Origin of the sequence: Halobacteriovorax sp. RT-2-6 (genome assembly GCF_047085025.1) — a bacterium.
In the GTDB taxonomy this organism is placed as follows: Bacteria; Bdellovibrionota; Bacteriovoracia; order Bacteriovoracales; family Bacteriovoracaceae; genus Halobacteriovorax_A.
On the sequence record NZ_JBKIYH010000001.1, the window covers coordinates 948,148 to 963,137 of the forward strand.

Annotated in this window: 13 protein-coding genes; 9 read left to right on the forward strand and 4 right to left on the reverse strand. The window is 36.5% G+C overall.

Annotation, left to right across the window (positions count from 1 at the left end; genetic code table 11):
* Positions 1 to 41 precede the first annotated feature (41 nt).
* The 6 genes from ACMAYS_RS04350 to ACMAYS_RS04375 all read left to right on the forward strand — a co-directional run bounded on the left by ACMAYS_RS04350 (position 42) and on the right by ACMAYS_RS04375 (position 7,840).
* Complete coding sequence (locus ACMAYS_RS04350; protein ID WP_412462808.1) at positions 42 to 2,360, forward strand: fatty acid cis/trans isomerase; 2,319 nt, start codon at positions 42 to 44, stop codon at positions 2,358 to 2,360.
* 51 nt (positions 2,361 to 2,411) lie between these two features.
* Positions 2,412 to 3,173, forward strand: a complete 762-nt coding sequence (locus ACMAYS_RS04355; RefSeq protein ID WP_392991342.1) for a glutathione S-transferase C-terminal domain-containing protein — start codon at positions 2,412 to 2,414, stop codon at positions 3,171 to 3,173.
* Positions 3,174 to 3,239: 66 nt separating this feature from the next.
* Positions 3,240 to 3,941: a 5'-methylthioadenosine nucleosidase gene (locus ACMAYS_RS04360; RefSeq protein ID WP_412462809.1), complete on the forward strand. Its 702-nt coding sequence runs from the start codon at positions 3,240 to 3,242 to the stop codon at positions 3,939 to 3,941.
* Between the two features lie 10 nt (positions 3,942 to 3,951).
* The gene (locus tag ACMAYS_RS04365; protein WP_392991338.1) at positions 3,952 to 4,368 is read left to right on the forward strand and encodes a hypothetical protein; all 417 of its coding nucleotides are present in this window, start codon (positions 3,952 to 3,954) and stop codon (positions 4,366 to 4,368) included.
* Between the two features lie 8 nt (positions 4,369 to 4,376).
* Positions 4,377 to 6,323, forward strand: coding sequence for a bifunctional 2',3'-cyclic-nucleotide 2'-phosphodiesterase/3'-nucleotidase (locus tag ACMAYS_RS04370; RefSeq protein WP_412462810.1), 1,947 nt, complete (start codon positions 4,377 to 4,379; stop codon positions 6,321 to 6,323).
* A 140-nt stretch (positions 6,324 to 6,463) separates the two neighbouring features.
* Positions 6,464 to 7,840: an HAD-IG family 5'-nucleotidase gene (locus tag ACMAYS_RS04375; protein WP_103216739.1), complete on the forward strand. Its 1,377-nt coding sequence runs from the start codon at positions 6,464 to 6,466 to the stop codon at positions 7,838 to 7,840.
* Here the strand turns inward: ACMAYS_RS04375 and ACMAYS_RS04380 are convergent.
* Complete coding sequence (locus ACMAYS_RS04380) at positions 7,830 to 8,798, reverse strand: histone deacetylase (protein WP_392991332.1); 969 nt, start codon at positions 8,796 to 8,798, stop codon at positions 7,830 to 7,832. The genes ACMAYS_RS04375 and ACMAYS_RS04380 overlap by 11 nt on opposite strands.
* 171 nt (positions 8,799 to 8,969) lie before the next feature.
* Between ACMAYS_RS04380 and ACMAYS_RS04385 the strand changes: the two genes are divergently transcribed.
* Positions 8,970 to 10,091 (forward strand): saccharopine dehydrogenase, encoded by a 1,122-nt coding sequence (locus ACMAYS_RS04385; RefSeq protein WP_412462811.1) that lies wholly within the window; start codon positions 8,970 to 8,972, stop codon positions 10,089 to 10,091.
* Here the strand turns inward: ACMAYS_RS04385 and ACMAYS_RS04390 are convergent.
* The gene (locus tag ACMAYS_RS04390) at positions 10,076 to 10,897 is read right to left on the reverse strand and encodes a glycosyltransferase family 2 protein (RefSeq protein WP_412462812.1); all 822 of its coding nucleotides are present in this window, start codon (positions 10,895 to 10,897) and stop codon (positions 10,076 to 10,078) included. The two genes, ACMAYS_RS04385 and ACMAYS_RS04390, sit on opposite strands and share 16 nt — an antisense overlap.
* Complete coding sequence (locus ACMAYS_RS04395) at positions 10,887 to 11,810, reverse strand: aldo/keto reductase (protein ID WP_412462813.1); 924 nt, start codon at positions 11,808 to 11,810, stop codon at positions 10,887 to 10,889. Before ACMAYS_RS04395 ends, ACMAYS_RS04390 begins: the two co-directional genes overlap by 11 nt.
* A gap of 74 nt (positions 11,811 to 11,884) precedes the next feature.
* On the opposite strand from ACMAYS_RS04395, the gene ACMAYS_RS04400 reads away from it, so the two are divergent.
* Entirely contained in the window at positions 11,885 to 12,919 is a 1,035-nt protein-coding gene (locus ACMAYS_RS04400) for a hypothetical protein (RefSeq protein WP_412462814.1), read from the forward strand.
* Positions 12,916 to 13,917 (forward strand): SPL family radical SAM protein, encoded by a 1,002-nt coding sequence (locus tag ACMAYS_RS04405; RefSeq protein ID WP_103216733.1) that lies wholly within the window; start codon positions 12,916 to 12,918, stop codon positions 13,915 to 13,917. The genes ACMAYS_RS04400 and ACMAYS_RS04405 overlap by 4 nt, the downstream gene beginning before the upstream one ends.
* Here ACMAYS_RS04405 and ACMAYS_RS04410 read toward each other — a convergent pair whose 3' ends face one another.
* Positions 13,918 to 14,874 (reverse strand): hypothetical protein, encoded by a 957-nt coding sequence (locus ACMAYS_RS04410; RefSeq protein WP_392991324.1) that lies wholly within the window; start codon positions 14,872 to 14,874, stop codon positions 13,918 to 13,920.
* Between the last annotated feature and the right edge of the window lie 116 nt (positions 14,875 to 14,990).

The following is a 14,990-nucleotide window of genomic DNA, read 5'->3' on the forward strand; positions in this document are numbered from 1 at the left end:
TAGGTATGGTTTAAATGAAGGTGATCTCTTTACTTGCTCTAGTGAGCATTTTTCTTATTAGTTGTTCAAATAATAACGAGACAGATCTCCTTGTCCCAAAGGATAAAGAAATTCACCAAGAGGCAACTAAAAAGGCCATTAAAGAGATTGAAAATAATAGTGTTGTCTTCTCCCAACAACAAGCAAACCATTGGAATGGGAAGAAGAAAGTTGATTTCAACAAAGATATTAAACCAATATTTGATAATCGCTGTGTTGTTTGTCACAGTTGCTACGATTCACCTTGCCAACTAAAACTAACTTCCCGAGAAGCCGTTGAAAGAGGTGCCTCTAAAGATAAGGTCTATATGGGAGAGCGCTTAATCGTTGCTTCGCCAAGCCGACTTTATATCGATGCAAACTCAACTAAGCAGTGGAGAGATAAAGGTTTCTTCTCAGTTTCACATAAAATTCTTAATAAAAACGTCATAGCAAAGATGATAAAGTTAAAAGAGGTTGTGCCTCTTCCGGAGACAAAGATTCTTCCGACAAGCTTAGACTTCAGCCTAGAAAATGATCGTTTTTGTCCAAAAGAAGACGAATTTGAAAACTACGCGAAGTCTTCTCCTTTTGGAGGTATGCCATATGGCCTTCCAGCACTAACAAATAAAGAGAGTGAGCTAATTACAACTTGGATAGCCCAAGGCTCAAACTTCAACAAAGAAGCTCCCCTTTCAAGAGAAGAACAAAAAAAAATAAAAGATTGGGAACTTTTCTTAAACAAGAAAAGTAAAAAACATCAACTTATGGCGCGCTACCTTTATGAGCACCTTTACCTAGCAAATCTATATTTTAGTGAAAAAAATGAAACGAATTTTTATAAATTAGTAAGATCTAAAACACCAACTGGAAAACCAATCAAAGTCATTGCCTCTCGAAGGCCATTTGATGATCCAAAGGTTAAGAGAGTCTACTATCGACTAGTGAAACAGAAAGAGACAATTGTCGATAAAACGCATATGCCTTACCTCTTTGATAAAGAGAGAATGAATTGGTATAAGAAATTATTTATAACACCAAAGTATCAGGTAAAAGAACTTCCTAGCTACCGAGCCCTAGAAGCAGCAAACCCATTTTTAACTTTTAAAGATTTACCTGTTGAATCACGTTATGAGTTTCTTCTTAAAGAGTCTCAATACACGATTTCTAACTTTATAAAAGGTCCTGTTTGCCGCGGTCAAATTGCCCTTAATGTAATTCAGGATCACTTTTGGACTTTCTTTGTAAACCCTAAGCTTTATAAAAACCGCAATAATTTTCCACTTACAAATGAGCTAGAGCGTATGAGTCTTCCTGCACAGTTTGCAAATGTGGGTGGTGTTCAATGGTTCAAGTATAAAAATGAAGAAGAAAAATATCTTAAAAAGAAGTCAGAATTTATCGATCAAAACTCCTCTATCCTAAATCTAAATTCTATTTGGAATGGCGATGGAAACAATCAGAATGCAGCATTAACTATTTTTAGACATTTTGATAGTGCGACAGTTTTGAAAGGACTTGTTGGTCAAAATCCAAAAACAGCTTGGGTCATTGATTATCCACTCTTAGAAAGAATTCACTACCTCCTGGTTGCTGGCTTTGATGTATATGGGAATTTATCTCATCAACTCAACACTAGACTTTACATGGATTTTTTAAGACTTGAAGGTGAATTCAACTTTCTAACATTACTACCTTCAAAACAAAGATTGGAAGAAAGAGAACTATGGTACGAAAGAGCTTCTGATAGAGTTAAAGAACATATCGTAGGACGCTATGCTTGGATAAAGAAAGAGCCCGCAATTTCATATAAGACTAGAGACGCAAAGAGTGAACTATTTGAACTATTAAAAAATAGACTAGCTCCTGCTTTAAATAAGAGGTTTGAAGTTAAAGATGATAATCTCAAAAGCTTAATGAATAACGAAGAGATGAAGAAGACTGCTGTAAATCTCTTTTCACAAGTATCTTTTATCTTGATTGAGGATACTAATGAAACATATACGTTAATTCACAACAATGCTCACTACAATATCTCTCACCTCTTAAAAGAAGGAAGTCAGAGAATTACTGAAGAAGATAACTTCACTGTAACAAAAGGAACTGTAGGGAGTTATCCGAATACTATTTTTAAACTTAAAAAATCTCAACTACCGAATTTTGTAAATGCAATTAAGAATACTACTTCACAGGCAGCTCATAGCAGGCTTCTTGATAAGTATGGTGTGAGAAGAAGTGATAAAAGATTTTGGCCAACACTAGATAAAATTCATGAAATAGCCTTTAAAACAAATCCTATTGAATTTGGTCTTTATGATTTAAATCGATTGGAAAATCGCTAAAGACATCAAAATTTAGTTAATTTTTTAAAGTAACTCTCCGACAGTTATGCCATGGATAAAGTATTAATTTCTTGGGCAGGAAACGATGAAGTCGAATCCTTCTCTCCGTACTGTGCAACTGTAAATAGAATTTTTTCATTTTTAAATATCGACTTTAAGTTAAAAACAGTCCATGTGAACTCTCAAATTCAGGGTGTGCCAGCTAAGATGAGCAGTCTTCCTGCTATTATTGATGGCGATAAGAAATACTTAGGCATTAGAAATTGTATCAACTACTTCAAAGACTTGCGTGGAGAATCTGAGCTTTTTCTTTTAAACAATGAAGAAGCGATGCAGGCCCAACTCTTACAAGATTGGTGTATAAATTCATTATGGGCAAGTATCGTTTACTTCTCATACAAAGATACAAAAGGACTTAGCGCTATGAAGAAAAAATTCGCTAAGCAGGCCAAGTATGTTCAAGATATAGATGAATCACCAGAAGATGTTATTTCGTCAGTAAAAGAAATTATAGTAAAGCGTATCTCAGAGTATGAAATCTTTCATAAAGATCAAGCATGTGCACTTGATTATTTTGAATCACAGATTACTCATATTAACGAAATACTGGGAACGAAGAATTTTATTTTTGGCAACGATATCAAGTATATCGATATATTACTCTATTGCCATCTGAATCGTATTCTCATTACTGGACTACCTCCTGCAGATCTAATTAAGCAGAAGTACCACCGTATCATCAGGTGGCTCCAACGAGTGGCCGCCCAAACACGTTCAAAAGATAATATCTACCCTACCCATCTAGAAAGTTAGCTGCAATATTTCAAATTATGCTCTTTTTCTATTAAACTTAGATAAAAGATTTTAAATGGAGACATTATGAAAAATATTGCCATCATCATGGCCATGGACTCAGAAGCAGCACCGCTTTTAGAGAAACTAGCTATCACAGATCAAGACAAAAAATTAGACCCAAATCTACCAATGAAATTATATCAATGTGAATATCATGGACATAAAATTTCAATAATTATCAGTGGTGAATGTAAGCATCATAAAGTCCAAAATGTAGGAACCTCTCCAGCAGTTGTCTCTACCCTTCTTGCAATAAAAGAGCTTGGAGCAGACATGATAATTAATGCTGGTACTGCAGGTGGCTTTAGAAAGCGTGGTGCAGAAGTTGGTGATGTCTACACGGCAGACACGACAGTATTCCACGATCGCAGAATACCAATTCCAGGATATGAAAATTACGGAATATATAAGACAAATCACCCTATTGCCCAAGAATATGGAAAACTTCTGAATTTAAAGACAGCTATTATTTCAACAGGAAACTCACTTGATATGAGTGCTGAAGATGAAAAGTTAATAGAAACAAATCAAGCAGTTCTTAAAGATATGGAAGCCGGAGCAATTGGCTGGGTAGTTGATCAATTCAGTATTCCAACACTCTTTTTAAAGTCAGTTACTGACATTGTTGACGGAGAGCATCCAACAGAGGAAGAGTTCTTTGCCAATTTGAGATTAGCATCGGATAATTTAGGTAAGAAATTAATTGAGCTAATCGAAAAAATCTAAGGAGTGATTTATGAAATTACTAGCTGCTATGCTTTTTATCCTTCCAGCTTTAGCTGCACCATGTGCAGGACAAGAAGGTGAATATTGGATCAACAATGATGGAACACAAGGTGGATTCGTTGCTGATACAGCTTATGTATCAAAGAATGTTTATATTGGTGAGAATGCACAAGTTTGTGACAAGGCCCAAGTAACAGGATTTGCAAAAATCACAGGTAGTGCAATTATTTCAGACTACGCTAAAGTTTGGGGTAATGCTCACGTGTATGAGAATGCAAGAGTTTATGATGAAGCGTCAGTTTGGGATAATGCTGAAGCTTTTGGCGAAGCTCAAATTTATGGCTTTGCAGGACTTAAGGGTAACGTAAAAGTTTACGGTAAAGCTCGTATGTTTGATGCTACTTACTCTTCAGGACGTTATTACTAGGAATATATATGAGAAAAATCTTTTTATTTTCACTGTCTCTTTTTCTAATTGTAGGCTGTAAGGAACAAACACAAGTTAAACTTCGTGTAATTGAAACCACTGACCTACACGGTTACTACAAAGACTACGATTATTATAAGAACGAAGAAAGTAAAAGATTTGGACTTGTTAAAACGGCTACACTTATTAAAAAGTATGCCGCACAAGCAGATAATTATACGCTCATCGATAATGGTGATCTCCTTCAGGGGAATCCTATGGCCGACTTTGTGGCCACTCACGGAAAAGAAGGAGTTCACCCTGCTTTTAAACTCATGAATCATCTAAAGTATGACGTGGGTAATATTGGAAATCATGAATTTAATTACGGCCTAGAGTTTCTAGATGCCTCTCTTAAAGATGCAAAATTTCCATATATCAATGCTAACGTTTACAAAGACGAAAATGGTAAGCCAGCATCGCCTTACTTTAAGCAATATGTAATTTTAGAGAAAAAAGTTAAGGACACAAAAGGTCTGCCACATAAACTTAAAATTGGATACATTGGTTTTGTTCCGCCACAGATCATGGTCTGGGATAAGAATAATCTTGAAGGGAAAGTCGTGGCCCGCGATATTATTGAAGTCGCAAAAGAGCTTACGGCGAAAATGAAAAATGAAGGCGCTGATGTCATCATCGCAATTCCACATTCAGGAATTAGTACAGATGAATACAAGCTTTATGCAGAGGACTCAGTTTACTACCTAAGTCGCGTTCCTTATATCGATGCCATTGCCTTTGGTCACACTCATGCTCTATTTCCTTCAAAAGAATATGAAGGAATTCAAGGTATTGATGCGAAGAAAGGAACAATAAATGGAGTCGCTGCCGTTATGCCTGGGAAATGGGGATCACACGTTGGAATCATTGATTTAAAATTAAACTTTGATGGAAGTAAGTGGCATGTGATCGATGGACAATCCTCAGTCTACTCGATTTATGATAAAGAATCAGATTCAAGTGTAAAACCTGATCTTGAACTTGCAGAAATCATTGAAGATGATCACCAACGAACAATTAAGCTCGCAGGTGAAAAAGTTGGTTTCTCTAAGGAGGAGTTTTATAGCTTCCTCTCACTAATCCAAGATGATGCGGCAACACAGATTGTCTCTAATGCTCAAATTGATTATGTGAAAAGAGCAATACAAGGCGATGCTAATTTAAGTGGGCTCCCAGTATTATCTGCAGTTGCACCTTTTAAAACAGGTGGCAGAAAGAATGATCCAAATGGATACACAACTGTTGAAAAGGGAAATCTGACATTGAGAAATGCAGCTGATCTCTACCTCTACCCTAATATGCTCTACGCTCTAAAGCTCACAGGAAAAGAAGTTAAATTGTGGCTAGAGTGCTCTGCGGGGATGTTTGCTCATATTGATCCAAACTACAGCAAGGACCAACCTCTTCTAAACTGGGGAAGCTTTCGTTCATACAACTTTGATATGATTGACGGTCTAACTTACGAGATCAATATCACAAAGAGAAGACACTACGATGAAAATTGTAAGGTTTTAAATAAGGATTCATTCAGAATTGAAAACTTAAAGTATCAAGGAAAGGCCGTTACTGATGAGCAAGAATTCATACTTGCTACTAATAGCTTTCGTGCAACCGGTGGTAAATTTCCAGGTGCAAAAAAATCTAATGTTGTTTTTACGGCCCCAGACAGTAATCGTCAGGTCCTAATCAACTATATTAGAAAACAAACTATTGAAAAAGGTTTTGTCGATGCTCGTCCAAATGAGAACTGGAAGATCAAGCCAATAGCTAATGCAGACAAACTTAAGGTTTACTTTGAAACTTCTCCATCAGATAAAGCGACAAAGTATATTAAGAAGAAGTCAAAATTTAAGCTTAACCGTATTAAAGGCCTTGATGATGAAGGCTTTGCAAAATACTATATCATTCTTAAATAGACACACCGCTCTTAAAAATCACCAAGGCGTAAGTTGTTGAATTTACGCCTTAACGTATTAATAATATGACATTTAAATCAAGATTAGATAAAATCTAAGGTCCGGGGATTATATTCTCAAACGATTTAAAAGGATTTTATATGTCAGTATACGTCAATAGAACATTAAATATGAAGAAGATCAAGGCCATTGGTTTTGATATGGACTACACTCTAGTTCGCTATAAAACAGAAGCTTTCGAAAAATTTGTTTTCGAACTCGTGCTTCAAAAATTAGTAGATGTAAAAAATTATCCAAAAGAAGTAACAGATTTAAAATTTGATTTTAACCAAGTTATTCAAGGTTTAATTATCGATCGTCTTCGTGGAAATATTTTACAAACAAACCGCTACGGAAAAGTAAAGATCGCAAAGCATGGTACAAAGCCAATGGACTTTCATGATCAGAATGAAATCTATGGGAATAGTATCATTGACCTAAACTCAGAACAGTATCAATCACTAGATACAAACTTTTCGATTTCAAATGGTGCAATGTTTGCAAACCTTGTTGATCTAAAAGACCAAGGCTTAAAACTTCCTGATTACGAAACACTATCTCACGATATCAAAGAAGTTATCGATATCGCTCACTCTGACAATTCTCTTAAAGGATATGTCGAAGAGCATCTTGAAGACTTCATTATCAAAGACCCAGAAGTGGCAAAGCTGCTAGAAAGGTTTAAACGCTTTGGAAAGAAGTTAATTCTTATCACAAATAGTGAATGGACTTGGACAAAAAGACTAATGGAATACACGATTAATCCATTCTTAAAAGAGCATGAGAACTGGACAGACCTATTTGATATTTCAATCTGTCTTGCATGTAAGCCAAGATTCTTTAACGTAAGCAATATGTTTCTAGAAATTCAAACGGATACTGGACTAATGACAAATGCAGAAGGTCCTCTAGAGCAAAACAAGGTGTACCAAGGTGGATGGGCCGGAAAATTACAAAAAGATCTAGGCCTTGAAGGTGAAGAGATTCTTTACCTTGGTGACCATATCTATGGTGATGTTCTTACATTAAAGAAAACTTTCAACTGGAGAACAGCTCTTATCCTAGATCCTCTTGAAGCAGAGATAGAAGCGATTAGACAGTCAACACCAACACAAGCTCTTATCGATGCTGAAATGGAACAAAAAGAAAAGCTAGAACATGAGCTAAATAAGCTAGAGCTTTTAAAGCACGAAGATCCAGAAAAATATAATAAAGAAGATATTGGAAAGATCTTTAGCGAAATTGATAAGATCAACTCAAAAATCTCTCTGCACTTAGATGCTTATCGCCAATTCTTTAACCCACACTGGGGAGAAATGATGAGAGCAGGACTGGAGGAATCACGTTTTGCTGATCAAGTTGAAAAGTATGCATGTTTCTACATGGCAAAGATTACAGATCTTCTAGAGTACACTCCACGTACTTACTTTAGGCCAAAGAAAAGAATCTTGGCCCACGAAGATTCAACTATGCTTTAAATTTATATTGAACAAATTGTTGAAAGACACGGTAAACTTCATCACCGTATCCCCCGGCCATAACCCATGCTTGGGGGATACCTTTCGACTCTAATAATTCATTCATATACTTATCTCTTTCAAGACATTCTTCTAAACTTAGCTGAATTCCTTTAGCACTTTCCAAAATGTCTTTTTCATAAACATCTGCACCTTGAACTACAATACAAAGATCGTAATCTTCTTTGATAAAGTCCCCTACTTCTTTGAGTTTTACAAGATAGTCATCATCGGGAGTAACTGGGATATCAAGAGTGCTAGGAATATAACTTGAGTTAGTTTTATCAGGATTATCAAGTGGCCAACCATCCTTCATATGAATTGAAACACAATCAATCGACTCATCGTTGGCAACAATTTGTGCAGTTCCATCACCCTTATGAGCATCCATATCTACAACGAGACACTTACCAAGACCTTTTTCCTTTTGTAATTTTCTAATTGCGATAACGATATCGTTAAACATACAAAAGCCACCTGGCCCATCACTCTTTGCATGATGCATTCCTCCTCCTAAATGATAAGAGAAGCCCGATTCTAGAGCATTACAGGCAGCAAGGTATGTTCCTTCGCAATGAGAAAGAGCACGATTAATAAAATCACTTAAAGGTTTTACTGCAGCAGAAGGCTCGTAACGATGATAGCTTCCATCGTCATTAATAAGTTCGTAAGCTTCAAGAACAAGTCCAGTAGGATCAAGTTTAGTACGAGCACAAAAGTCGCGATCATGGGCAAGGGCCAAGTCACTTAAAAAGAAATGTGTTGATTTTCTTCTTTCAAGAAATGGAGAATTTTTGAATTCTTCGAGGATTTTGGTTACTCTCTCGTCTTTTAAAGGAACGCCAATACCATAGTCAGTATAACTTCCAAGGGAGTCTTCCATGTAATAGAGTCGACTTTTTTCTGGATGGTATTTCATATTCATTCCTTTATTAACGAAACTTAGCTTGCTTGATTATCCTAATATTATATAGTTATACATTAAAATGGCCTGTAAATCTTACAAATTTAAGAATGTGACAAGGCCCTTTGCTATAGTAATCTATTAGCTTTGCTATAAGTATACGATTTTTTTGGGAGATTAAATTTCATGACAAATAGGACAATCTGGCTTCGCCATGAAACAAAACCATTTGAAGAGCGTAGTGCACTTACGCCCCAAGCTGCCCTAATGCTAAAGGAGCTTGGTCATGAAGTAATTATTGAACGCTCACCTAGTCGTATTTTTAAAGATGATGAATTCGAAGAACTTGGCCTTAAGATGATGCCTACAAATTCATGGATAAACTTTGCACCGGCAAATGCTTTTATCCTTGGTTTAAAAGAATTAGATGTTCACACTTTTCCATTAACTCACAGACATATACACTTTGCTCATGTTTACAAAAATCAAACAGGTTCAAAAGAAATGCTTGATCGTTTTATTCAAGGAGATGGAAAATTATATGACCTTGAATACCTAACAGACCCTAAAGGAAAAAGAATTGCAGCATTTGGGAAGTGGGCAGGATTTGTGGGAGCGGCCCTAGGGCTTAAGAACTGGATTTGCCAACAAAGAGGAAAAGACTTTAATGATTGTGGCCCATTGAACTCATATTCATCTCAGCATGAGTTAATTAATGATATATCAAAGGAGCTAGATGAGCTTGGTTCAAGGCCAAGAGTTCTTGTCATTGGAAACCGCGGCCGTTGTGGCCGAGGAGCAAAAGAGCTACTTGAAGCTGTCGGTGTTGAAATGACTGGTTGGGGAAGGGCCGATACACAAGTGGCCAGACCTATTAAGCAAATTCTCGATTACGATATTCTAGTCAATTGTACTTTAAATAAAAAACCGGCCGAGCCATTTCTCAATTTAGAAATTCTACAAAATGAAAGAAATCTTTCTGTAATTTCTGATGTTAGTTGTGATCCTACAGGTCCTTGTAACCCTCTTCCGATATATCCTGATATTACGACAATTGATATTCCAACGTTTAGAGTTCAAGAGTTAGATCAGCTCTTAGAAGTTACAGCTATTGATCACCTTCCATCTCTTCTTCCAAGAGAAAGTACTGAAGAATATGTGGAGCAATTACTTCCTCATTTAATCAATTTACTTAATGGCGATATTGAAGATTCTCCGTGGGAAAACGCACTTGAGATTTTCTATCAAAAAACGATTGAGCTAGGCCTAGAGAAAAAATTAGTCGAAGAGCCTCAGCTATTGATGTAATTTTCAATAGCTCTTACTTCATCGTAATTTTCAAAATTTTCGTATTTTTCATAGCCCTTAATAAGGTATTGGCACTTTTTTAAACAAAGCTGAGTTAACACTTCAATTCTCTCAGTTGAAAGCTGGCGATTTTCTTTGGCCCAGGCCATGGCCTTAACTCTCCAGTAATCCATTGCAAAGAACTTGAAGGATAGTTGATCATCATGACCTGCATGCTTAATTACCAGAGGCTCATCTAAGAAGTTGATTTCATACAAAGAAGTTATCTTAAGCCATAGGTCATAATCTTCGCACACAATAAAGCTTTCATTAAAACCATTCATCTCTTCAAATAATGTTCTTTCAAGTAAAACGCTTGAAGGTGAAATGACACAATTTTTTAAAGAGCGAATAAACATATCCCCTCCGACTTTTTGATGAGCTTTTTTTTGTTTTACAACTTCACCATCTCTAAGCCAAAGCTCCCCTGTATGGCAGAGGCGATGTTTTGAGCTATCTAGTAAGCTTAATTGTTTTTCAAGCTTGTCTTCTTTCCACTCATCATCAGAGTCAAGAAATGCGATATATTTCCCTGAAGATTTTTTTACACCTAGATTTCGAGCAGCTGAAACTCCTCTATTTTCTTGATAAGAATATTTTATGCGAGAATCCGAGTAGGACTCAACAGTTTGCTTTGAATTATCAGTTGAACCATCATCAATAACAATTAATTCAAAATCTTGAAAACTTTGTCCTAAAACAGAGTCAATTGCACGGGCCAAGAACTTGGCCCGATTGTATGTGGGAATGACGACACTAACTAACACTATTAATAATATCTTCTAGTACTTCTTTCGTAACTTTCTTCTCAAGAGAGTTTAGGACTCCATCTAATTGGTCATGATTTCTAGCACCACAAAGAACAGTGCTTAGTTCATCATGAGAAAGATTAAAGTGAATTGCAAAGTCTAAACCAGTAAGTCCGTGCTTTTCTAGTGCAGGTTGCATTCTTGCAACAATATCATAGCGACTTTCTTTATCCATGGCCTTCCACCATGGTGCCCATGAGCGGCAGTCACTTTTGTCAAATTTTCGATCCTTCGTCACTCGTCCAGTTAGGATTCCTTTATCAAGAGTTCCCCAGCTCATAAAACTTAAGTCATTTTCATTTACGATTGGGAAAATATCTTTTTTAACGTCTTGTTCAAAAAAGTTAAATTGTGATTGGATCACCTCAACTCGATCGACTTGTGACGCTAATTTAAACTCTTCGGCCGTAGTATTACAAAGTCCGATATGCTTAACTTTTCCTTCATGCTTGGCCTTTGCAATAACCTCAAGAGTTTTTCTGATATCCACTCTTTCATCAGGCCAGTGAACCATATAGAGATCAATATAATCTGAATTTAGATCTCTTAGTGATTGTTCAATCATTTTTTGAGTGACAACTGGATCATTAGACATATCCACTCGTTTATTCTCGTGCCAAGTCACACCTGACTTAGAAACAATAAAAACTTTTTCACGATTATTTTTAAATGCTTCGCCAATTCTCTTCTCACTCTCACCAAAGCCATAAATCGGTGCCGTATCAAAGATCTTCACTCCACGATCAAAGGCGTATTGTAAAAGACTAATCGAATCTTCTTTACTAATATCACCAAATCCATAACCCGCGCCCTCTCCAGAGATACTGGCGCCACCAAAAGCAAATTGTCCAAATTGATCTAATATTTTCATAAGTCATGAATATCTATTTCGCCTAAATGCGTAAAGACTTGACGCACCGACAAGATAAACGTTATTTCCTAGTTATGGATTTACTTGTATTTGCCCACCGCGGCGAAGCTCAAACATTTTTAAAAGAGATGGATTTTAAATCACATCCAGACTTTAATGACCTCTACTTATGTGCAGATAAGAGCTACGGCTTAATTCTGACTGGAGAAGGTCCACAGAACGTTCTCATGGCCCTCACATATGCTATGGGTATCCTTAAAAACCAGGCAATTCAAATAGGTCAAATCATCAATCTTGGAATATGTGCTTCATTTAATGCTGATCTTAAGCAGGGTGAGATTTTTGAAATCAGAACAATCTACGGGCAAGAGGAATTCAAAAGTTTTCAATGCCAACAAAGCTCATCTAAGCTAGATCTTATCACTGCAAATGAAAGAGTTCTTGATAGGGAATTAGCAAAATCACTTTCACACTTTGCCCCTTTGGCCGATCGCGAAGCATGGGCCATCGGTCTTGCTGCAAAAAAATTTCAAACACCACTTAGAGTTTTTAAATTGATTTCGGATCACGTCACTGATGCACCTATTTGTGAATATATAAAAGAGCATGCCCAGGATTATTCCCAAGAGCTCTACCGCTACTTTATTGAGTCTTTTACAAGTGAAGAAAAATTACAAAGTGACGATCTTGCTCTACTAAATGATGATGCATTTTACTTTACACTCTCACTTGAGCGCGAAGTAAAAAATCTCGTACAACAAATTCTTATTAAGTATGATATGAGTTTAAGTGATCTTTTAAACTTAAGCACATTTAAAGATATTCAAGCATTAGAGACAACCCCAAAGAAGAAGGCCCTCGAGCTTAGAGACTTCTTAAAAGAGAAACTCTATCCGACTCGTACTAAGATTATTAGACAACTAGATAACTTTATCAAAGAAACAGGACTTGATAAAAATGAATTATCTTATGATCCTTCTCTTGAAAAAGTTGTGCTAAACCTTAGAACTAAAATTAATTCTGAAAAAGAAATCCTTGATCTACAAAAGAAGCTTTCAAAGATTGATTGGCAAAAATTCAACGCCCTTATGAATGGAGAGGAGCTTTGAAGATCGAGAAAATCTTTATCGAAGATTCAATTAAAAATTCTCTGATCTCAAATCAGCTTCCACTTAAGTTTCCAAAGGCTACAGTCCAAATAATCGAAAATTACGCTGATATTTGGGGCAGAGTTAAAAAGCCCTACTTACAAAAGAGAGATTCTCTAAATCTCTTTATTGCAAGAAAGCAAGGCCAACTTGTTAAAGAGGCTCCCAATGCCTACGGTATCTCAGGAGAGCCTCACTACTACTTTATCCACGCTTACAACTGTATCTATGAGTGCGACTACTGCTACCTTCAAGGTTATTTCAATACTCCTGACCTTGTTCTCTTTGTGAATCACGAAGAGATTATAAGTGAGATGCAAAAAATTGCTGAACAATCTGATGAGAATATGTGGTTTCACGCAGGCGAGTTTAGTGACTCTCTTGCCCTAACTCACCTAACTGGAGAGCTAGATTACTACCACAAATTTACAAAGAAAAATCCTCACTGCTACATTGAACTTAGAACCAAATCAGCAAATATAAAAGAGCTTCTAAAACTAGAGCCGCTGCCAAACTTCATCACTTCTTTTTCTCTTTCACCAAAGAATAAGATTAAGTCTCACGACCTAAAGACACCAAGTCTTGCGGCCCGCCTAAAGGCCATTAAAAGCCTTTATGAAGCAGGTCACCCCATCGGTATTCACTTTGATCCTGTGATACACAGTGAAAGTTTTGAAAGTGAATATGAAGAGCTAATTAGTGAACTAAGCAGTGTGATTCCCTTAAGTAAAGTTGAGTATATTTCCATTGGTGTTGTACGCTTTACGAAAGATGTCTATTCACAGGTCAAGAAGAACTATCCACAAACAACATACTTCCATTCAGAACTTACTAAAGGTGAAGATGGAAAGATTCGCTATCCAAGACCAATGAGAATGTGGATATTAGGAAAGATTAAAGATCTTTGTCTTAAAGCAGGTGCCTCTAAAAAAAGTACCTATCTTTGCATGGAAGAGTAATTAATCATTTAGATATTCAGGATAACTAATATATAGAATTTCAATTACAGACGAAGAAAAGCCTCGTTGTCTTTCGCGGTAATTACGATAGATCTCTCCAGGATTAACAACCTTTGCCTTCTTATCTGAATCTTTCATTATCCCAACTTGCGTCGCGGCCATCTCATCATAAATCGACTCAAGTTCAGAAAAGTATTCGTCATTCTTGCTTGATAAACTTCCAAGGGCCTTTAATAGAGTAAGTGACATTAAGATATTATCTTGTAAGCTATCACTTTCAAGACTTACAACTAATTTATTAACCATACTGCCCACAATCTCGGCCCTTTGGTTGTCAGAAATTTTACCTTCACTAGACATTTCAATTAGTGTTTCAAATAGAACTGTAATATTTGATTGGCGACAAACAAGTGGAGCGCGCATAATCTTTGCCATATCATCTTCACTTATCTCATCAACACTATCCAAAGCCTCTTGAGCAAGTTCAGGAAAGCGTTTTGCAATAGCTCTACCTTCGATATTTATTAATAAATCCATCGCACGATTAAGGAGACTCAAAACATTGCCGTCTTCTTTTGCGTAAAAGCCAGAATTTGGATCTATGATTTGAGCAGGAGGCATATAATCATTATAAGTCTGTTCACAATCAATATTGGCCTTTCTAAGCTCCTCTATTGAACCACTCAGCTCAGAGAAAACACCATTGTCCATACCGAGCCCAACCAACGCAACGACCTCATCGTCAGATCTTTTATAATCACTCTTTTCATGAAATTGCTTTCGCGGGACAAACTTTTTCTTTGGTAATTCACGGTTAGTGAAGGCCACCGGAGCATTCTGTGAATACTGCTCTCTTAAGGCCTCAGGATGGTATTCGTCATTGTAGTAAGTATAGAAATAGTAACCGAGGGCCATTAAGACCAAGACTGACAAAAACAATAATATTCGTTTTTTCAAATCTCTTTCCTCGAAAAAAGTTCTAACTATCTAGAATTACATTTAATAATAATTATATGATAACGATATTTCGCTGCTATGTCCAAACAACTTTGATTTTTTGCAGTAAAAACCAT

What these genes read in the sequence shown, in the direction of transcription:
- ACMAYS_RS04380 (WP_392991332.1), bottom strand. Translation starts at nt 8,798, where the DNA reads ATGAAATACCATCCAGAAAAAAGTCGACTCTATTACATGGAAGACTCC.
- ACMAYS_RS04360 (WP_412462809.1), top strand. Translation starts at nt 3,240, where the DNA reads ATGAAAAATATTGCCATCATCATGGCCATGGACTCAGAAGCAGCACCG.
- ACMAYS_RS04355 (WP_392991342.1), top strand. Translation starts at nt 2,412, where the DNA reads ATGGATAAAGTATTAATTTCTTGGGCAGGAAACGATGAAGTCGAATCC.
- ACMAYS_RS04365 (WP_392991338.1), top strand. Translation starts at nt 3,952, where the DNA reads ATGAAATTACTAGCTGCTATGCTTTTTATCCTTCCAGCTTTAGCTGCA.
- ACMAYS_RS04385 (WP_412462811.1), top strand. Translation starts at nt 8,970, where the DNA reads ATGACAAATAGGACAATCTGGCTTCGCCATGAAACAAAACCATTTGAA.
- ACMAYS_RS04395 (WP_412462813.1), bottom strand. Translation starts at nt 11,810, where the DNA reads ATGAAAATATTAGATCAATTTGGACAATTTGCTTTTGGTGGCGCCAGT.
- ACMAYS_RS04400 (WP_412462814.1), top strand. Translation starts at nt 11,885, where the DNA reads ATGGATTTACTTGTATTTGCCCACCGCGGCGAAGCTCAAACATTTTTA.
- ACMAYS_RS04375 (WP_103216739.1), top strand. Translation starts at nt 6,464, where the DNA reads ATGTCAGTATACGTCAATAGAACATTAAATATGAAGAAGATCAAGGCC.
- ACMAYS_RS04370 (WP_412462810.1), top strand. Translation starts at nt 4,377, where the DNA reads ATGAGAAAAATCTTTTTATTTTCACTGTCTCTTTTTCTAATTGTAGGC.